Genomic DNA, 20333 nt, shown 5'->3' on the forward strand with positions numbered 1-20333 from the left:
CCAATCAAAAGAAGAGAAGCGAGAAGATATGAGATCCTTCCTCAAGCCGCTCCTGACGATTGCAGCCGTGGCGCTGGGCATGACGGCGGTAGTCCCCATGCCGGCGTGGGCGCTCGTCGAGCTCAACGTCAACAAAGGCAATGTCGAGCCGCTGCCGATCGCCATCACGGATTTCCAGGGCGGCGACGCGCTTGGCGCGCAGATCTCTCAGATCGTCACGGCCGACCTGAAGCGCTCGGGCCTGTTCGCGCCGATCGACAAGAGCGCCTTCATCGAGAAGATCTCGAACCCGGATGCCGCACCCCGCTTCGACGACTGGAAGGTGATCAACGCGCAGGCGCTGGTCACCGGCAGCGTCAGCAAGGAGGCCGATGGCCGCATCCGTGCGCAGTACCGGCTTTGGGACACTTTCGCCGGACAGCAGATGTCGGGTGAGCAGTTCTTCGCCAACGACGCCAACCAGCGCCGCGTCGCCCACATCATCGCGGACGCCATCTATGAACGGCTGACCGGCGAGAAGGGCTACTTCGACACGCGCGTGGTGTTCATCGACGAATCCGGCGCCAAGAACGCGCGCAAGAAGCGCCTGGCCATCATGGACCAGGACGGCGCCAATGTCCGCTATCTCTCGGACGGCCGGTCGATCGTGCTGACGCCGCGTTTCTCGCCGAACCGGCAGGAAATCACCTACATGTCCTATGAGAGCGGCCAGCCGCGGGTCTATCTCCTGCAGATCGAGACCGGGCAGCGCGAACTGGTCGGCAATTTCCCCGGCATGACGTTTGCGCCGCGCTTCTCGCCCGACGGCCAGAAGGTGATCATGAGCCTGCTGCGCGACGACGGCAATTCCAACATCTTCGCCATGGACCTGCGCAGCCGCTCGACGACGCGGCTGACCAACTCGACCGCCATCGACACCTCGCCCTCCTATTCGCCCGACGGCAGCAAGGTGGTGTTCACCTCGGACCGCGGCGGCCGCGCGCAGATCTATGTGATGGGCGCCGACGGCTCGGGCCAGACCCGAATCTCCTTCGGCGACGGCGTCTATTCAACGCCGGTGTGGTCGCCGCGCGGCGATCTCATCGCCTTCACCAAGCAGACCGGCGGCGAATTCCAGATCGGCGTCATGAAGACCGACGGTTCCGGCGAGCGCATTCTGTCGTCCGGTTTCCAGCAGGAAGGACCGACCTGGGCGCCAAACGGCCGCGTGCTGATGTTCTTCCGCGACTCCAATGGCGGCCCGAAGCTGGTTTCTGTCGATCTCACCGGCCGCAATGAGCAGCCGATCCCGACCGCGAACTTCGCGTCGGATCCGGCCTGGTCGCCGCTGCTGGAATAGCGTCGGCCGAATTGCCACACATGCTGAAAAGGGGCCGTTTCGGCCCCTTCTCCATGCCTTCGTCGCGTTTTGGCCGCATTTCCGCCTAGGGTCCGCGCCAACTGTGACCCCGATCAAAAGGTTGCGGACGGGCAGCCTAAACCAAATTTTAACCGTGTTTCTTGAATGCCGGTTAACCCAAACGTGGTTACTGGGTGATCAACGAAATCACTCGAAATGCGAAGGAGAGGCGGCATGGGCCGTATCGCAGCACTTACCAGAAACCCGGTCATGATCGCGCTGGTGGCGATGCTCGCCATCGCCGGTTGCGCTTCGAAGAAGACGCCCAACAGCGCCGCCGATCTTGGCCTCAACGGTGCCGGCGCCGCAACGCCCGGCTCGGCGCAAGATTTCACCGTCAACATTGGCGACCGGATCTTCTTCGATACGGACTCGTCCTCGATCCGTGCCGATGCGCAGACGACGCTGGCCCGCCAGGCGCAGTGGCTGAACCAGTACAAGCAGTACGCCATCGTCGTCGAAGGTCACGCCGACGAACGCGGCACGCGCGAATACAATCTGGCGCTCGGCGCCCGCCGCGCCGCCGCCGCCCGCGACTTCCTCGTTTCCAAGGGTGTCGCTTCCAGCCGCCTGAAGACCATTTCCTACGGCAAGGAACGTCCGGTCGCGGTGTGCGACGACATCTCCTGCTGGTCGCAGAATCGCCGCGCCGTCACCACGCTCAGCGGCGCCGGTTCCTGAGTTGGCCGCGCGTCGGGAGACGCGATCGCGCCGACTGGCAAAAATGCAACACAGCTTTGCGAAAGGCGGCCTCCGGGCCGCCTTTTTCATATCCGGGTGACCGAAACAAAATTTGGCCGAAGTCTCGCGTCCTGCTATGAGCCGAGGGCGCCTGGCTGGTCCCATCCTGATTGGAAGGCGCGAACAGACAAACGACACACGGCGAGAGGCACATGCATTTGAGATCGGTTCTGAGCGGCACGCTTGCGGCGCTGCTCCTATCAGGCTTCACCGCCCTGGCAAGCGGTCCGGGGGCAAGCGCCCCAGGGCAGTCAACCGACAGCGGCTTTTCCTTCCATCTGCCGAGCCTCGAGTTGCCGAGCCTCTTCGGCGACAAGAAGAAACCCGACCAGGTCCAGCTCGCGCAGCAGTCGAACGGCGCCGGCGCCACCGGGCTCGAGGACCAGCTGCGCCAGATGAACGGCAAGATCGAAGAGCTCAATTTCCAGATCCTGCAGATGCAGGAACAGATGCGCAAGCAGCAGGAAGACAACGAGTTCCGCTTCCAGCAGCTTGAAGGCGGCGCGCAAGGCGGACAGCCTCCGGCGCAGAAGAAATCCGATGCCACCACCGACACCAACGCCGACGTGGCGGCGGCCCCGGCAACCCAGGCTCCGGCCGATGCCGGCGCCGCGCCCGGCGCCAATCAGTCCGCGGGCGGCAAGACGGTCGAGGACGTCATCGTCGAATCGCCGGATGGCGACCCCGGCAAGGTGATCCCCGGCACGGGAGCCCCGGAAAAGACCTTTGGTTCCATCACCGTCGACAAGAACGGCAATGTGATCGACGCCGGCGGCAACACCCAGTCGACCGCGCCGGCGCAAGATGGCGCCCCGGCCACCGGCGCTCCGGCCAAGGCCGGCAAGTCCAATGGCACGATCGTCGCGGCGCTGCCCTCCACCAAGGACCCGGAGGAACTCTACCGCAATTCCTACCAGTTCATCCTGTCGGGCGACTACAGCACCGCCGAACAGGGTTTTCGCGATCATATCTCGCGCTTCCCGCGCGATGCGAAGGCGGCGGACGCGCATTACTGGCTAGGTGAATCGCTGCTTGGCCAGCAGAAATACCGCGACGCGGCCGAAGTCTTCCTCGCCGCCAGCAAGGACTACCCCAAGGCCAAGAAGGCGCCCGACATGCTGTTGAAACTCGGCGTGTCGCTGGTCGGCCTCAAGCAGCACGACGTCGCCTGCGCCACCTTCAGCGAAGTCGGCAAGCGCTACCCCGACATCTCCAGTGCCCTGAAGGAACGCGTCAAGCAGGAGAAGGCCCTGGCTGCGTGCTGATTTTTCCCAGGCATGTCTTGGTCCTTGGACCGCGACCGCCTTTGGACGACATGCGTTGATGCTCGACACCGAGCCTGATCTTTCGACCAGACTTTTTTCGCCTATCGATTTTACCCGCGGCGCCATTGCGGCCGTGTCCGGCGGCAGCGACTCGACCGCCCTGCTTCTCCTTCTCAAACAGCATCTCGACCGAACCGCATCGTCAGCGAAGCTGCTGGCCGTGACGATCGACCATGGCCTGCGCCAGGGTTCGGCAGCCGAGGCGCAAGCCGTGGCGAAGCTGTGCGCCGAGCGCGGCATTGCCCACCGCACCCTGACGTGGTCCGGGCGCAAGCCATCGACCGGCCTGCCGGCGGCGGCGCGCGAGGCGCGCTACCATCTGCTGGCCGAGGCGGCGCGCGCGGAAGGCATCGGCCTGATCGTCACCGGTCATACCGCCGACGACCAGGCCGAGACGGTGCTGATGCGGCATGCACGCGGCCGGGAGCTTGCCGACATGGCAGGCCGTGGGCTTGCCGGCATGGCGCCGGGCACCCTCTATGACTGGCGCGAGTGGATCGTTCGCCCACTTCTGGAGATGCGGCGCTCGGCGCTTCGCGATTTCCTGCGGCATGAACATGTTGGCTGGGCCGATGACCCGACCAATATCGACGAGGCCTTCGAGCGGCCGCGCGTGCGCGCAGCACTTGCCGGCGAAAGTGCCGGCCACATGGAGAATGCGCTGCGGGTCGCTGGCCAAGCCGCCGTCGAGCGCAGGCAGCTTGGCGCCAGCGCTGCCGATCTGATCCATCGCTTCGCCAGCCAGCCGTGCACGGGTCTCGTCCGGCTCGATCCAGCAATGCTGACCGCGGACGACGGCCGGGCGCCCGCCTATGCGTTGCGCATCCTGCTGGCCACCGCCGGAGGCGTTGCCTTCCTGCCGGACCAGGCGCGCAGCGAGGCGCTGTTGGGCCGGCTGAAGGCCGGATTTCTTTGCGCCACATTGTCGCGGACGGTGGTCGATTTCCGGCGAACCGGTCTCTTCCTGCGCCGCGAGGCGCGGGGTTTGCCGCCCGCCGCAACAGCTGTCGACAACACCATCTGGGACGGCCGCCGCCACATCACATTGAACGACAGGTCCGGCGCATTGTTGATCGCACCGTTGGGCGTGACAGCTGCGAGGCGGCTGGCGATCGATGATGGAGAAACCCCGGCAAGCCTGATGCGCGCCGCAATGGCCGCGGAACCGACATTGCGACAAGCCCTTGAAAAGCCTGGTTCGCCGCAGGGCGGGCCGGGGTCGCTGGCGTTCGCGGCGCGACCGGTCGTGTCGCCTTTTTCCCGCTTTCTGCCGTCCTTCGATCTGGCGCCGGCGCGGGCCGTCGCCGAACTGATCGGCGCGTCACCGCTTCCCGCTTCGCCATTGGGCGGCCACAGTGCCGATTGATGGTGGCCGAAAGCTTAACCCAGACGTGCTGTTCTGCTTGGCAAGGGGAGACGCTCTCCCTATGTTAGGCTCAAGTTTCCTCTCATGATGCTGTCCGTGCGCGGACGCCAACGGGACAATTGATGAATCCGAACTATCGCAACCTCGCGCTCTGGGCGATCATAGCGGTCCTGCTCATCGCTCTCTTCAATCTGTTCCAGACGCCGCAGACGCGCGGGGCTTCGAGCGATGTGCCTTATTCGCAGTTCCTGCAGGATGTCGCGGCCGGCCGGGTCAAGACGGTGACCATTGCGGGCGCCCGCATCACCGGCACCTACACCGACAATTCCACCGGCTTCCAGACGTATTCGCCCGGCGATCCCCAGCTGGTCTCGCGGCTGCAGGACAAGAACGTCACCATCAATGCGCGGCCCGAGACCGACGGTTCCAATTCGCTGTTCGGCTACCTGATCTCCTGGCTGCCGATGATCCTGATCCTCGGCGTCTGGATATTCTTCATGCGCCAGATGCAGTCTGGATCAGGGCGCGCCATGGGTTTTGGCAAGTCGAAGGCCAAGCTTCTGACGGAGGCGCATGGCCGCGTCACGTTCCAGGACGTCGCCGGCGTCGACGAAGCCAAGGAAGATCTGGAAGAGATCGTCGAGTTCCTGCGCGATCCGCAGAAGTTCCAGCGTCTCGGCGGCAAGATTCCGCGCGGCGTGCTTTTGGTCGGCCCTCCCGGCACCGGCAAGACGCTGCTCGCCCGCTCGGTCGCCGGCGAAGCCAACGTGCCGTTCTTCACCATTTCGGGTTCGGACTTCGTCGAGATGTTCGTCGGCGTCGGTGCATCCCGCGTGCGTGACATGTTCGACCAGGCCAAGAAGAACGCGCCCTGCATCATCTTCATCGACGAAATCGACGCGGTCGGGCGCCACCGCGGCGCCGGCCTCGGCGGCGGCAATGACGAGCGCGAGCAGACGCTGAATCAGCTGCTGGTCGAGATGGACGGCTTCGAATCCAACGAAAGCATCATCCTGATCGCCGCCACCAATCGTCCCGACGTGCTCGATCCGGCGCTGCTGCGTCCGGGTCGTTTCGACCGCCAGGTGGTGGTGCCGAACCCCGATATCGTCGGCCGCGAGAAGATCCTCAAGGTGCATGTGCGCAACGTGCCGCTGGCCCCCAATGTCGATCTCAAGGTTGTCGCGCGTGGCACGCCGGGCTTCTCCGGCGCCGACCTGATGAACCTTGTCAACGAATCGGCGCTGATGGCGGCGCGGCGCAACAAGCGCCTCGTCACCATGGCCGAGTTCGAGGACGCCAAGGACAAGATCATGATGGGCGCCGAACGCCGCTCATCGGCCATGACCCAGGCCGAGAAGGAGCTGACCGCCTATCACGAAGCCGGCCACGCCATACTGGCGCTCAACGTGCCGTCGGCCGACCCGCTGCACAAGGCCACCATCATTCCGCGTGGCCGCGCGCTCGGCATGGTCATGCAGTTGCCGGAAGGCGACCGCTATTCGATGAGCTACAAATACATGATCTCGCGCCTTGCCATCATGATGGGCGGCCGCGTTGCCGAGGAGTTCAAATTCGGCAAGGAGAACATCACTTCGGGCGCCTCTTCCGACATCGAGCAGGCAACCAAGCTGGCGCGCGCCATGGTCACGCGCTGGGGCTTTTCCGACAAGCTCGGCCATGTCGCCTATGGCGACAACCAGGAAGAAGTGTTCCTCGGCCATTCGGTGGCGCGCACGCAAAACATCTCGGAAGAGACCGCGCAGATCATCGACGCCGAAGTGCGTCGCCTGATCGACGAGGCCTATTCGACAGCAAAGTCCATCCTGACCAAGAAGAAGAAGGAATGGATCGCGCTGGCGCAGGGCCTGCTCGAATACGAGACGCTGTCGGGCGACGAGATCAAGCAGCTGATCGCCGGCGAGAAGCCCGCGCGCGATCTCGGCGACGACACGCCGCCCAGCCGCGGCTCGGCCGTGCCGAAGTCCGGCGGCCGCCGCAAGAAGGGTCCCGAGCCCGAAGGCGGCATGGAGCCACAGCCGTCAAGCTGAGCCGGGGCGGACAGCAGATCCTCGGGACAAGCCCGAGGATCACGGCTCAACGTCTGCGTGACCGCTTTATCCGCCGTATTCCATTTTTATGATTCAGCTTTCAGCCGCGCATTGCACAGGCTGTAATAACCGCCGCCCTTCTGGATCCAGCGAAGGCCGTTCAACGTACCCGCGTCCTTGTTGCCGTGGTAACCCTGCAGGCAGGTCTTCATCCGCGCCTTCGCGGGCTTTTCGGTCTTGAACTCGGCGGCGAGGGTGGTTGGGAATGTCACGCCTGCCGGCGCTACAGTGGGGGCGACCGCCGCGTCGGATTCCTTTTTCGGCTGCGGCGCGGTTTTGACGGTATCCCCGCTGACACTCTCCGCGGCGGGCGTCGCGCATTTCTCCTTGCGGAAAGCGGCCCAGTCCATGCCGTTCAGAGTGCCGCCTTCTTTGGCCGTCCGATAGGTCTCGCCGCATTCCTTCATCGTCAATGCGCTTGCAGGGGCGACGCTCCAAGCAACCGATGCCGTCACAGCCAATACCGCCAATTTCAAATTGGGCATAAGATCCTCCCGGTTGATAACAAGTTAGACATCCTTTTGTATACTGTTTGTTCCTGATATGTTCAATTAGAATCTTTGGGAGCTCGCGATAAGGGCCGGCGGTGGGCAGTGTGGGCGAATTGATGCCGACAGCTCCCGCGATAGATGCGAGCAAGGCCGCGGGCGTCGTCGCGAGCAACAAAAGGCCCGCGAAGCAGATGCGTCGCGGGCCTTTACCTGTCCTTGCCTGACTTTCCGTCTAACTCAATTCGATCTCAACCGGCTCATGCCTCATCGATCCGGGGGAATGCGTAGCTTAGCCCTTCAGCTTGGCATTGCACAGGCTGTAGAAGCCGCCGCCCTTCTGGATCCACTTCAGGCCGCCAAGCGCATTGGCGTCCTTGAGGGCATAGTACTGGTCGAGGCAGGTGTGCATGCGGCCCTTTCCGGGGGTCTCGCTGGCATATTTCGGCGAGATCGCGGACGGGAAGGTGACGCCCTTGGGCGCAACCGTCGTCGGCTTCGCCGGCTCCTTGGTGTAATTTGCTTCACTCGGGGCAGGCACGGTGTCGTCATCCGAGGCGCTGGCGCCGCATTCGGCCTTGCGGAAGTCGTTCCACTTCATGCCCTTCAGGGTGTTCGCCGTCTTGGCAGCCTGGTACTTGGTGCTGCACTCGGCCATGCTCAGGCCCTTGCCGCCGGCGGGAGCCGCGGCTGCCTTGGTGGTTGCCGGCTTGGTGGTGTCAGCGGCGGCGGATGCGCCGGCGGCGCATTCGGTCTTGCGGAAGTCGTTCCACTTCATGCCGTTCAGCGTGCCGGCGGCCTTCGCCGCCTGGTACTTGGCGCTGCATTCCTTGGCCGTCAGGCCCTTCGCGGCGCCCGCGTCGGCGGCCGCTGCCTTGGCTGCCTTGGCCGGCTTGGTTTCGGCGGCCTTCTTGGTATCGGCCGGCTTGGTGTCCGTGGTGGCGGCGGCATCGGTGCCGCATTGCGCCTTGCGGAACTGGTTCCAGGACTGGCCGGCCAGTGTCCCCGCATCCTTGGCGGCGTTATACTTCGTGCTGCACTCGGCCATCGTCAGTGCGTTGGCTGGCGCGGCCAGGAACAACGTCACTACGGCGAGGCCGGTCAAAGTGGCAAGTCGGTGGATGAGCATAGCGTTTCTCCATTGCAGCAGCCCATTATACGTCCCTGCGAATCAATAACGCTCAACGGTCGGTTGCGCCAGATGCTAAGTGGCGTATATATCGCCCAAAGCTTGCTCCTCCCGATAAGGTGATGAAATCATTGTGCCTTACCGGGTCAAAAACAAGAGTTTCCGCGTGCAGCTGCGGCATATAGCTCGCAGAACTGGTATATTGCAGCGCCGCGGTGCCATCATGTTGGGCTGCTGCCTTGTTGTGTGCAGCGCACAACAATGATTTTCTAAGGATTGGTAACATATAATCACACAATGTGATCATGGCTCGCCGGTCAATTATGGCATTAAAGCGCCGGCAAAGAACCTTCAGGGAATTGAACTCGCATGGCAGGGAATTACTTCGGCACGGACGGCATTCGCGGGCGCGCCAACAAGTTTCCGATGACCGCGGAGATCGCCATGCGGGTCGGCATGGCCGCTGGCCTTTCGTTCCAGCGCGGCAGCCACCGCCATCGCGTCGTTCTGGGCAAGGACACCAGGCTTTCCGGCTACATGATCGAGAATGCGATGGTGGCGGGTCTCTGCGCCGCCGGCATGGACGTGTTCCTGCTCGGTCCGATCCCGACCCCGGCCGTCGCCATGCTGGTGCGTTCCCTGCGCGCCGATATCGGCGTCATGATCTCGGCCTCGCACAATCCCTATTACGACAACGGCATCAAGCTGTTCGGTCCGGATGGCTACAAGCTTTCGGACGAGATCGAAGAGCGCATCGAGAGCATGCTCGACAAGGATATCGAACTGACACTCGCCGATTCCGACGGGCTTGGCCGCGCCAAGCGTGTCGATGGCGTGCATGACCGCTATATCGAGTTCGCCAAGCGTACGTTGCCGCGCTCGATGTCGCTTTCGGGCCTCAGGATCGTCGTCGATTGCGCCAATGGCGCGGCCTACAAGGTGGCGCCCGAGGCGCTGTGGGAGCTCGGCGCCGAGGTCGTGGCCATCAATGTCGAACCCAACGGCTTCAACATCAACAAGGAATGCGGCTCGACGCATCCGGCCGGCCTGCAGAAGAAGGTGCATGAAGTGCGCGCCGATATCGGCATCGCGCTCGATGGCGATGCAGACCGCGTCGTCATCGTCGACGAGAATGGCGCTATCGTCGACGGCGACCAGATCATGGCGATGATCGCCGAGTCCTGGCACCAGAGCGGACGGCTTGCCGGCGGCGGCGTGGTATCGACGGTCATGTCCAATCTTGGCCTCGAACGCTTCCTCGGCGACATGAAACTGCAATTGCACCGCACCAAGGTCGGCGACCGCTATGTCGTGGAGCATATGCGCGCGCATGGGCTCAATGTCGGCGGCGAACAGTCCGGCCACATCGTGCTGTCGGACTTCTCGACCACCGGCGACGGCCTAGTGTCGGCGCTGCAGGTGCTGGCCTGCATCAAGCGCCAGGGACGCCCGGTCAGCGAACTGTCGAAGAAATTCGAGCCGGTGCCGCAACTCTTGAAGAATGTCCGTATCGCCGGCGGCAAGCCGCTCGAGGAAGCTCCGGTCAAGGCCGCGATCGAGGATGCGCGCAACCGTCTCGGCAAGGCCGGGCGTCTGGTCATCCGTCCGTCCGGTACCGAGCCGCTGATCCGTGTCATGGCCGAAGGCGACGATCCGCAACTGGTCGAGGCCGTCGTCAACGACATTGTCGAGGTCATTTCGGAGACCCGCAGCGCAGCCTGATCTCCAGCGCGCCCTCAGCGTGTTTCACCGGTTCACGGAATTGCTCTGGGGGTCACGTCACTGCTCCGGTTGCATATCCAGGCCCGCCATTTCGGCGGGCTTTTTTATTGGCCGGAGAGCGACCCCCTTACTATCGAAATCATGCCTGGATTCCTCGAATTTTAGAGATTCGTGGTTAACCGACAGGGTTAAACGCCTTTTAACTTTTCCAATTCATTATCCACGCCTGAAAGCCAATCTCGTTCGGACGCGATCGCGTTCCGAGGGTTCCTAGGGGTGACAAGCATGTTCAATACAGCAAGAAAGGCCCTGTTCGCGTTGCTGTTCGCGGGCCTGGCCTGGCCGGTGTTCGCGGCCGACCTGCCTGAGCCGCAGGTAGAAGAGGCACCGCCGCCGGTTTACGAACAGCCGGTCGACGTCGGCGGCTGGTATATCCGCGGCGACATCGACTATCACAAGTCCGATGTGCGCGGCATCGACTACATGACCTACGGCATCGATCCCTGTAATTGTACGGTCATACCGGGCGGCAAGAGTTTCGACTACGGCAAGCTCAAGGGCGGCTTCTCGCTCGGCGGCGGTGTCGGCTACAAGATCAACGATTACCTGCGTACGGACGTGACCGCCGACTACTGGTTCAAGTCGAACTTCAACGGCGGCACCTCGGATCTCGTCTCGACGTCGACCGAAGTGTCGAAGATGAGCGCCCTGCTGCTGCTGGCCAATGCCTATGTCGATATCGGCACCTGGCACGGCATCACGCCTTATGTCGGCGCCGGTATCGGCGGCGCGCACGTCAAGTGGGATACCGTCTACGACCCGAACACCACCGAGACCAACCCCGGAGCATCCAACTGGCGCTTCGCTTACGCTCTGATGGCCGGTGCCTCCTACTGCTTGACCGACAAGATCATCCTCGATGCGGGCTATCGTTTCTCCCATATTCAGGGCGGCCGCATGTTCGAATGGGATGCGAGCAGCACCGGCCCGGGTTTCGACCGCGGCTTCAACACCCACGAGGTGCGCGGCGGCCTGCGCTATCAGTTCGGTGGCAACAATGGGTGCGCGGCACCGGTGGTGGCCTATCAGCCCGAACCTGAGCCGGTCTACACCAAGTAAGAAATCCGCTGCTTCCAATATACACGAACCGCCCGGCTTGACCGGGCGGTTTTCGTTTGAGCTGTCGCCAATGAAGCGCCCTGACAGGGAGGGCGCCTTGTATTAGCTGAGATGAATTCGCTAACGCTCTATTAGCCTTAACCGCGACTTAACCACTATGGTTAACAATGCTTCCTGAAACGATGGCTGCCGTGTTGATCGCAGGTGTCGTCAAATCCGGGAGTCGGGACTATGACACTCACATCGCGTACTGTGCTGGCGCTTGCCGGACTCGGTCTCTTGCCGCTGACGCCGGCAATCGCTGCCGACTACGATCCGCCGATCTATACCGATCAGGCGCCCGACTATGTGCCGGTCGAGGTCGGCTCCGGCTGGTATCTGCGCGGCGACGTCTCCTATCTGGTGCAGAAGAGCTTCAAGAATGATGATTTCGCCTTCACGCCGGCGAGCTTCGACGAAAAAGAAGATCCGATCTTTGCCAGCATCGGCTTTGGCTACCACTTCAACGACTATCTGCGCGCCGATCTCAATCTCGGCTATCTGCCTGGCAACAAGATCGGCGTTGGCTATGATGATTCGGGATCCACGATCGCGTATACCCAAGCGTCGGCTGACCTGAAGAATTACGCCTACTCGCTCATGCTCAACGGCTATGTCGACCTTGGCACTTATGTCGGGATCACCCCTTATCTGGGCGGCGGCGTCGGAATCGTACAGAGCACGCGCAAGCTCTCGGCCAGCTATTTCACCAACAATTTCGATCCCACCGACGATTTCGAGCAGACCGACGACAAGACGAAGTACTCCTTGGCCTATACGCTGAATGCCGGCCTTGCCTACCAGGTGTCGAAGAACGTTTCGGTCGACCTCGGCTATCAGTATTTCTCCGCCCCGGATGCCGAATATGTCACGGCCGCAAGTCTGACCTCCTTCCCCGTCCACAAGGGAATCAGCAATCACCAGATCAAGCTCGGACTGCGCTACGATCTCTGGTAGGCCAGGGACCGGGCGAGACTTTAGCGGCGGATCCCTGTGGTCCGCCGTTCGTGCTTGATATCACGCGATCCTGATCACGGATCGCCGGTATCCCGGCAGCGACAAAAACTTTCCTCTTGACGCCCGAGGCCTGAACGCATATCGCCGTCCGTGGGCCACCCCTCCCCAACGAGGGGCCACTATCTGGAAGGATAGACCACGATGACGACGCATACGAAGCCCGGACTCCGTCCGGCAAACCCCAATTTCTCCTCAGGTCCTTGCGCAAAACGCCCCGGCTGGTCGGTCGAGGCGCTCAAGAATGCCGCGCTCGGCCGTTCCCACCGCGCCAAGATCGGCAAGACCAAGCTCGAACAGGCGATCGAGCTGACGCGCGAAATCCTCCAGGTTCCGGCCGACTACCGCATCGGCATCGTGCCGGCGTCGGACACAGGCGCCGTCGAGATGGCGCTGTGGTCGCTGCTCGGCGAGCGCGGCGTCGACATGGTCGCCTGGGAAAGCTTCGGCTCCGGCTGGGTCACCGACGTGGTCAAGCAGCTGAAGCTGCCCGACGTGCGCAAGCTCGAGGCCGGCTATGGCGAGTTGCCGGATCTGGCCAAGATCGATTTCGACCGCGACGTTGTCTTCACCTGGAACGGCACCACGTCGGGCGTGCGCGTGCCGAATGGTGACTTCATCCCGGCGGATCGCAAGGGCCTGACCATCTGCGACGCCACTTCGGCGGCTTTCGCGCAAAGGCTCGATTTCGAAAAGCTCGATGTCGTCACTTTCTCCTGGCAGAAAGTGCTGGGCGGCGAGGGCGCGCATGGCATGCTGATCCTGTCGCCCCGCGCCGTCGCGCGGCTGGAGAACTACAAGCCTTCATGGCCGCTGCCGAAAATCTTCCGCCTGACCTCCGGCGGCAAGCTGATCGAGGGCATTTTCAAGGGCGAGACCATCAACACGCCGTCGATGCTGTGTGTCGAGGACTATCTCGACGCGCTGCACTGGGCGAAGTCGATCGGCGGCCTCGATGCACTGGTCGCCAGGGCGGATGCCAATGCTGCCGTGCTCGACGGATTTGTCGACAAGTCCTCCTGGCTCGGCCATCTCGCCGTCCAGCCGGCGACGCGGTCGAACACGTCGGTCTGCTTGTCCTTCACCGATGCCGATGTGGCGACGCTCGACGCCGACGGTCAGGCGGCTTTCGCCAAGGGGCTGGTCTCGGCGCTCGACAAGGAAGGTGTCGCCTACGACATCGGCTCCTATCGCGACGCGCCTCCGGGCCTGCGTATCTGGTGCGGTGCGACGGTCGAGACATCGGATCTCGAGGCGCTGCTGCCCTGGCTCGACTGGGCCTTCGCCGCGCAGAAGGCGTCGCTGAAAGCGGCGGCCTGAGACTTTCCGTGGCGGCCCGCGGGCCGCCCGTTCCCGGATCAATCCCATTTCAAGGAGGCCGCAATGGCGCCCCGCGTTCTCGTCTCTGACAAACTCTCTCCCACCGCCGTGCAGATCTTCAAGGATCGCGGCGTCGAGGTCGACTATCTGCCAGACCTCGGCAAGGACAAGGAAAAGCTGCTCGAAGTGATCGGCCAGTATGACGGCCTCGCCATCCGCTCGGCAACCAAGGTCACCGAAAAGCTGATCAACGCCGCCACCAGGCTCAAGGTCATCGGCCGCGCCGGCATCGGCGTCGACAATGTCGATATCCCGGCGGCGAGCCGCAAGGGTATCATCGTGATGAACACGCCCTTCGGCAATTCGATCACGACAGCCGAGCATGCCGTGGCGATGATCTTCGCGCTGGCGCGCCAGATCCCGGAAGCCAACGCCTCGACCCATGCCGGCAAGTGGGAGAAGAACCGCTTCATGGGTGTCGAGATCACCGGCAAGACGCTGGGTGTCATCGGCTGCGGCAATATCGGCTCGATCGTCGCCACACGCGGCGTCGGCCTGAAGATGCATGTCATCGCCTTCGACCCGTTCCTGTCGGACAAGCGCGCCGAGGAGCTCGGCGTCGACAAGGTCGAGCTCGATGAGCTGTTTGCGCGCGCGGACTTCATCACGCTGCACACGCCACTGACCGACAAGACGCGCAACATCATCGACGCCGGGGCAATCGCCAAGATGAAGAACGGCGTGCGCATCATCAATTGCGCGCGCGGTGGGCTGATCGTCGAGGCCGATCTGATCGCGGCGTTGAAGAGCGGCAAGGTGGCGGGCGTCGGCATCGACGTGTTCGAGGTGGAGCCGGCCGAGCAGAACGCCCTGTTCGGCATGGAAAACGTGGTGGCGACGCCGCATCTCGGCGCCTCGACGGCGGAAGCGCAGGAGAATGTCGCGCTGCAGGTCGCCGAGCAGATGTCGGACTATCTGATCAAGGGCGCGGTCTCCAACGCCATCAACATGCCGTCGATCACGGCGGAAGAAGCGCCGCGGCTCAAGCCCTTCGTCAAGCTCGCCGAAGTGCTCGGCGCCTTTGTCGGCCAGGTCACCGAGGATCCGATCACGGAGGTCGAGATCCTGTTCGACGGCTCGACCGCGACGATGAACACGCGCGCGCTGATCAGCGCGACGCTGGCCGGGCTGATCCGGCCGCAGGTCTCCGACGTCAACATGGTTTCGGCGCCGATCATGGTGAAGGAGCGCGGCATCATCGTCGCCGAGGTCAAGCGCGACAAGTCGGGCGTGTTCGACGGCTACATCAAGCTGACGGTCAAGACCGAGCACAGGACGCGCTCGATCGCCGGCACCTGCTTCTCGGACGGCAAGCCACGCTTCATCCAGATCAAGGGCATCAACCTTGACGCCGAGGTCGGCCAGCACATGCTCTACACCACCAATGCCGATGCCCCCGGCATCATCGGCCTGCTCGGCACGGTGTGCGGCGAGAATGGTGTCAACATCGCCAACTTCCAGCTTGGCCGCAACCGGCCGGGCGGCGACGCCATAGCGCTGCTCTATCTCGACGCGCCGTTCCCGGAAAAGGTGCTGGAGCAGGTGCGGGCGCACAAGTCGATCGATTCGGCCAAGCGGCTGCAGTTCGACGTCGGCGGGATCTGACCCCCGGCTTTTCGCCAAGATCAGAAGGCGCGGCGTCTGTCGCGCCTTCCTGCTGCTCAGCGCGCCCTGGCCTGCCGGGTCATCGCGCTCTTGCGCCCGCTATGTTCGGCAAGCCCGATGCCGCCCAGCACGAGCACAAGCGCCAAGGCCTGATAGAGCTGGAACGTCTCGCCGACGATCAGCACCGAAAGCAGCGTGCCGAAGATCGGCACCAGGTTGATGAACAGGCCGGCGCGGTTGGCGCCGATCAGCTCGTTGCCCCTGATGTAGGTTATCTGCGAGACGACCGAGGCGCCGATGGCGGTGTAGACGATGACCGTCCAGCCGCGTGCGTCGGGCACGATGGCCTTGCCGGCGGCGACCTCCCACAGCAGGAAGGGCAGCGAGGTGATGAGCGCGGCGATCGACATGGCCAGCATCAGGCTCTGCCAGCGCAGCGCCGGCTTCAGCCGCAGCCCGACCGAATAGCCGCTGTAGAGGACGACCGCCACCAGCATGATGGCGTCGCCGAAATTGAGCTCCAGCGTCAGCAGCCGGCGCGGATCGCCGTGGCAAGCGGTCAGGATCACGCCGGCGATGGTCAGCACGACGCCGGCGATCTGCGCCAAGTTCACGCGCAGCCGGAAGAAGACGAAATTGGCCGTCATGATCAGGATCGGCATCGCCGCCTGTTCGATCGAGACGTTGATCGCCGTCGTGTAGTTGAGTGCCGTGTAGAAGATCACGTTGAACAGCGTGAAGCCGCTGGCGCCGAGTGCCGCCAGAACGAGCCAGTACCGGCGCACCACCGGCCATTCCTCCTGGATCGTGCGCCAGCCGAGCGGCAGCAGGATCGCCACTGCCAGCAGCCAGCGCAGGAAGACCAGCATCATCGGCGAGACGTGATCGACCGCCAGCTTGCCGGCCACCGAATTGCCACCCCACAGCAAGGTGGTGAGCAGCAGGAATAAGTAGGCGCTTCGATGCATCGCAGGATTCCGGCCGCGACGGATGCGTTGCGGTGTTTGCCGGCCTATTGCCCCTCTCAGCCCAAGTAAATGATGTCAAAGCCGAAAATTGTTGTGCCTCAGGGCATTTTCGGCGGCAAAGAAAGGTCGCGCTCGCGAGGTCTTGACGCTATAGAGGCCTGTCGTTTCGAACCATATCCAAGCCGCTCGGCGGCGTCTCAAGGGAAAAGAAACATGGCCAATGTGGTGGTCGTCGGCTCGCAGTGGGGCGACGAAGGCAAGGGCAAGATCGTCGACTGGCTGTCGGAGCGCGCCGATGTCGTGGTGCGTTTCCAGGGTGGCCACAATGCCGGCCACACGCTGGTCGTTGACGGCAAGGTCTACAAGCTGTCGCTGTTGCCGTCCGGCGTCGTGCGGCAGGGCAAGCTGTCCATCATAGGCAATGGCGTGGTCTTCGACCCGCATGCTTTCGTGGCCGAAGTGTCAAAGCTCAAGGCGCAGGGCGTCGAAGTGACGCCGGATCGCCTGAAAATAGCCGAAAACACAGCGCTTATCCTTTCGCTGCACCGGGAGCTGGACGGATTCCGCGAGGACGCCGCGTCAAATTCCGGAACGAAGATTGGCACGACTCGCCGGGGCATTGGTCCGGCCTATGAGGACAAGGTGGGTCGGCGCGCGGTGCGGGTGATGGATCTGGCGGATTTGGAAACGCTGCCCCTGAAGGTCGACAGGCTGCTGACGCATCATAATGCGCTGCGCCGCGGGCTTGGCCATGGCGAAGTCACGCATGACGCGATCATGGCCGAATTGACCTCGGTTGCCGACGAGATCCTGCCCTACATGGACCGTGTCTGGAAGATCCTCGACGACAAGCGCCGCGCCGGCGAGCGCATCCTGTTCGAAGGCGCGCAAGGCACGCTGCTCGACATCGACCACGGCACCTATCCGTTCGTCACCTCGTCCAACACGGTGGCCGGCCAGGCCGCCGCCGGCTCGGGCGTCGGTCCAGGCGCCATCGGTTATGTCCTTGGCATCACCAAGGCCTACACGACGCGCGTCGGCGAAGGTCCGTTCCCGACCGAACAGAAGAACGAGATCGGCGAATTCCTCGGCACGCGCGGCCATGAATTCGGCGTCGTCACCGGACGCAAGCGCCGCTGCGGCTGGTTCGACGCGGTGCTGGTGCGCCAGGCTGTCGCCGTCAACGGCATCAAGGGCATCGCGTTGACCAAGCTCGACGTGCTCGACGGGCTGGACGAGATCAAGGTCTGCACCGGCTATCGCCTCGACGGCGAGATGATCGATTACCTGCCTGCGAGCCAGGGCGCGCAGGCCCGTGTCGAACCGGTCTATGAGGCGCTGGAAGGATGGAAAGGCACCACTGCCGGCGCGCGCAGCTGGAACGACCTTCCGGCCCAGGCCGTCAAATATGTCCGATACATAGAGGAGTTGATCGGCGCGCCGGTGGCCCTCCTCTCCACCAGCCCGGAACGGGACGATACGATACTTGTGACCGATCCGTTTCAAGACTAGTTTCTGAAGCCTTTCCGGGCATCACGGCTGATTTGCGGGGGCCGGCGCGGAAGCAAAATACAGGTCGACTGAAGCATGGCAGATTTTGTTGCTGTTCTGAAAAAGGCGCTCGACAAGCACGGTGACGAGACGCCTGAAAAGCGTACGCGCATCTATGACAGCGTTCGTTCCATGCTGGCCAAGAAGCTCGCGGAATATTCGCCGCCGCTGGCCACCGAAGCCATAAGCGCGCAAAAGCGCTCACTGGAAAACGCCATTACGAGCGTCGAGCGCGAGTATGCCAAGAGCGTGCCGGAAACGGACCCGCTCGCGGAGCTGGAGCACATCTTTTCCTCGATCGACCGCAACAAGAACCAGCCGAGCCACACGCGCCAGCCGGTGAAGGCGGAGCCGGCGTGGCCGGCACCGCCAGCCGCCAAGGCCGAGCCTTACCGTCCCGCGCCGCCGCCTGCCGCCACGCCGCAACCTTACCAGTCCGCGCCTTCGCCCGTGGCCAAGGCCGAGCCAGGCTGGCAGAAACCCACGCCGGTGCAACCGGTGGCCCCCGATCTCGCCGATCCTGCCTTGCCGGGCATGGATACGGACCAGGACGATGATCGCGCCGACGTCTTCCCGGACGATGAGGAACCGGCGGCAGCCGATACTTTCCGCCTGCGCCCTGCTGAGCGCAAACGCAGCTATGGCGGACTGATCGCCGCCGTCGTGGCCTTGCTGGTCGTTGCCGGCGGCGGCTATGGCATCTGGCTCAACAAGGACGCCTTCAGCAAGATGCTGGGCCTCGACGGCAGCAAGGTCGTCGCCAAGACCGAACCCGTGAAACCGGCGCCGGCCAAGCCGGCGACCGACGCCCCGGCGGCGCCAGCGCCCGCGGCAGGTGCCGAGGGGACGAAATTCACGCAGCGGCTGACGCCCGAAGGCGGCGAAACCGACCCCGGCCCGGCCGCTGGCCAAACCGGCATAGGCGAGGGTGAATCCGTCGCAGCGCTGACGACACCGCCATCGGCGACGAATGCCCCGGCCAATCCGCCCCCGGCCGCAGCCGCGCCCGCGCCAGCCGCGGCGGCGCCTGCCGCGACCGCACCCGCACCCGCGGCTGGCACCGCGCCCCCCGCGACCCCGCCTGCCGACAGCGCCGCACCAGCCGCGCCGGCCAATGCCGCCGCCACGCCACCGCCCGCCCCGGCGGGCGCCACGCCCGCGGCACCGGCGGGTGCCCCAGCGACGCAGACCTCGGTGCCGGTCGGCCAGAAGGCGATCTTCTATGAGGAGCGCACCAGCACCGCGCAGGGTTCGGCCGAGCCCGGCAGCATCGTCTGGTCGCTGGTGCAGGAATCGCCCGGTGGCGACCTGCCGCCCGAGCCGGCGATCCGCGCCGAGGCGACCATACCCGGCAAGGACATCCAGTTGCGCATGACCATCCGCCGCAACACCGACCAGACGCTGCCGGCCAGCCACATCATCGAGATGATCTTCCTGACGCCCGACGGCTTTGAAGGCGGTGGCGTCGACAACATATTGCGCGTGGCGATGAAGAGTTCCGAGCAGGATGCCGGCAGCCCGCTGATCGGTATACCCGCCAAGATCGCCGACGGCTTCTTCCTCGTCGCGCTCAACGACACTAAGGCCGACGAGGACGCCAACATGACCTTGCTGCGCGGCCAGGACTGGATCGACGTTCCGGTCGTCTACAAGACCGGGCGCCGGGCCCTGCTGACGATGGAAAAAGGCATTCCCGGCGAGAAGGTGTTCGACGAGGCGATCAAGGCCTGGCAGGCAAAGACGGCGGGCTGAGAAGGCGGCGCAACGGTCGCCTTCACTCAGAAACCCTGGAACAGCATGTCGAGCGCGGCGACGATATCGTCATGATGCCTGAAAAGGTTTCCTTCCGGGCTCTGCAATTCAGAGACACTGAAGGCTGACAAAAACTGTGTGACCATTACATGATCCCTGCCGTTTATGGCGAAGGTCGGGTTTAGCCGGCGGCCAGGAACCGGCGCCGTGTTAGCCGGCATCAAGGGAATGATGGCCCTCGTGCTCAGCCCTTCAAGAAGGTCTGACTGCACATCCAGCAGATAACCGTCGCCCTCGGCATTCCGATAAAAGTCGTAACGCGCCATCAGAACGGCCGGTGTTTGGCCAATGGCAGTCCGTTGCGCCTGACATATTCATTGGAGCTTTCGATGGCTTCCTTGTTTTCTTCCTGCCATCGGCGCGTTTTTTCCGTCGCTATCGCTTTCGCGATACCTGCCTCGGCAGCGCGGGAGATGTTGATGCCCAACGCCTTGGCGTCTTTGATCAATTGAGAGTCAATGGATGTGTTGACGGACGTCCTCTGAGGTTTTGGTGCCGATTGAAGCATGGGGAGGTCCTTCTTTATGCGCACAATATACGCGCACAAAAGGCCGCATACAATCG

At 63.5% G+C, this 20333-nt stretch carries 17 protein-coding genes; 12 read left to right on the forward strand and 5 right to left on the reverse strand.

Annotated elements, in window-relative coordinates; genetic code table 11:
• Positions 1-79: 79 nt before the first annotated feature.
• The 5 genes from tolB to ftsH all read left to right on the forward strand — a co-directional run bounded on the left by tolB (position 80) and on the right by ftsH (position 6882).
• Positions 80-1339, forward strand: coding sequence for a Tol-Pal system beta propeller repeat protein TolB (gene tolB / locus FJV83_RS32410; protein WP_245318095.1), 1260 nt, complete (start codon positions 80-82; stop codon positions 1337-1339).
• Between the two features lie 234 nt (positions 1340-1573).
• Positions 1574-2080, forward strand: a complete 507-nt coding sequence (gene pal / locus FJV83_RS32415) for a peptidoglycan-associated lipoprotein Pal (protein ID WP_013892538.1) — start codon at positions 1574-1576, stop codon at positions 2078-2080.
• Positions 2081-2292: 212 nt separating this feature from the next.
• Positions 2293-3405, forward strand: coding sequence for a tol-pal system protein YbgF (ybgF, locus tag FJV83_RS32420; protein WP_142886833.1), 1113 nt, complete (start codon positions 2293-2295; stop codon positions 3403-3405).
• A gap of 58 nt (positions 3406-3463) precedes the next feature.
• A complete protein-coding gene (gene tilS / locus FJV83_RS32425) occupies positions 3464-4831 on the forward strand; it encodes a tRNA lysidine(34) synthetase TilS (RefSeq protein WP_142886834.1) in 1368 nt (455 codons plus the stop codon).
• A gap of 122 nt (positions 4832-4953) precedes the next feature.
• Complete coding sequence (ftsH, locus tag FJV83_RS32430; protein WP_019861731.1) at positions 4954-6882, forward strand: ATP-dependent zinc metalloprotease FtsH; 1929 nt, start codon at positions 4954-4956, stop codon at positions 6880-6882.
• 86 nt (positions 6883-6968) lie between these two features.
• Here the strand turns inward: ftsH and FJV83_RS32435 are convergent, their stop codons facing one another.
• Complete coding sequence (locus tag FJV83_RS32435) at positions 6969-7427, reverse strand: hypothetical protein (RefSeq protein ID WP_095772058.1); 459 nt, start codon at positions 7425-7427, stop codon at positions 6969-6971.
• A gap of 295 nt (positions 7428-7722) precedes the next feature.
• Positions 7723-8559, reverse strand: coding sequence for a hypothetical protein (locus FJV83_RS32440; protein WP_142886835.1), 837 nt, complete (start codon positions 8557-8559; stop codon positions 7723-7725).
• 369 nt (positions 8560-8928) lie between these two features.
• Here FJV83_RS32440 and glmM point away from each other — a divergent pair, with 369 nt between their 5' ends.
• From glmM to serA, 5 genes are all read left to right on the forward strand, one after another.
• Positions 8929-10281, forward strand: coding sequence for a phosphoglucosamine mutase (gene glmM, locus FJV83_RS32445; protein WP_095772060.1), 1353 nt, complete (start codon positions 8929-8931; stop codon positions 10279-10281).
• Positions 10282-10566: 285 nt separating this feature from the next.
• Positions 10567-11400, forward strand: coding sequence for an outer membrane protein (locus FJV83_RS32450; protein WP_095772061.1), 834 nt, complete (start codon positions 10567-10569; stop codon positions 11398-11400).
• A 231-nt stretch (positions 11401-11631) separates the two neighbouring features.
• Positions 11632-12396, forward strand: a complete 765-nt coding sequence (locus FJV83_RS32455; RefSeq protein WP_095772062.1) for an outer membrane protein — start codon at positions 11632-11634, stop codon at positions 12394-12396.
• Between the two features lie 201 nt (positions 12397-12597).
• Positions 12598-13773 (forward strand): phosphoserine transaminase, encoded by a 1176-nt coding sequence (locus FJV83_RS32460; protein WP_142886836.1) that lies wholly within the window; start codon positions 12598-12600, stop codon positions 13771-13773.
• Positions 13774-13836: 63 nt separating this feature from the next.
• The gene (gene serA / locus FJV83_RS32465) at positions 13837-15438 is read left to right on the forward strand and encodes a phosphoglycerate dehydrogenase (RefSeq protein ID WP_095772064.1); all 1602 of its coding nucleotides are present in this window, start codon (positions 13837-13839) and stop codon (positions 15436-15438) included.
• A gap of 56 nt (positions 15439-15494) precedes the next feature.
• On the opposite strand, the gene FJV83_RS32470 is transcribed toward serA, so the two are convergent.
• Positions 15495-16406 (reverse strand): DMT family transporter, encoded by a 912-nt coding sequence (locus FJV83_RS32470; protein ID WP_142886837.1) that lies wholly within the window; start codon positions 16404-16406, stop codon positions 15495-15497.
• A gap of 213 nt (positions 16407-16619) precedes the next feature.
• Between FJV83_RS32470 and FJV83_RS32475 the strand changes: the two genes are divergently transcribed.
• A complete protein-coding gene (locus FJV83_RS32475; RefSeq protein WP_095772066.1) occupies positions 16620-17918 on the forward strand; it encodes an adenylosuccinate synthase in 1299 nt (432 codons plus the stop codon).
• Positions 17919-17993: 75 nt separating this feature from the next.
• Positions 17994-19709: a hypothetical protein gene (locus FJV83_RS32480; protein ID WP_142886838.1), complete on the forward strand. Its 1716-nt coding sequence runs from the start codon at positions 17994-17996 to the stop codon at positions 19707-19709.
• Positions 19710-19735: 26 nt separating this feature from the next.
• Here the strand turns inward: FJV83_RS32480 and FJV83_RS32485 are convergent, their stop codons facing one another.
• Together FJV83_RS32485 and FJV83_RS32490 are read right to left on the reverse strand one after the other, a co-directional pair.
• Positions 19736-20035 (reverse strand): CcdB family protein, encoded by a 300-nt coding sequence (locus tag FJV83_RS32485; protein ID WP_142886839.1) that lies wholly within the window; start codon positions 20033-20035, stop codon positions 19736-19738.
• Complete coding sequence (locus FJV83_RS32490; RefSeq protein WP_140892648.1) at positions 20035-20277, reverse strand: type II toxin-antitoxin system CcdA family antitoxin; 243 nt, start codon at positions 20275-20277, stop codon at positions 20035-20037. The genes FJV83_RS32485 and FJV83_RS32490 overlap by 1 nt, the downstream gene beginning before the upstream one ends.
• Positions 20278-20333: the final 56 nt, after the last annotated feature.

It is taken from the genome of Mesorhizobium sp. WSM4307, assembly GCF_007003945.1.
Taxonomy (GTDB): domain Bacteria; phylum Pseudomonadota; class Alphaproteobacteria; order Rhizobiales; family Rhizobiaceae; genus Mesorhizobium.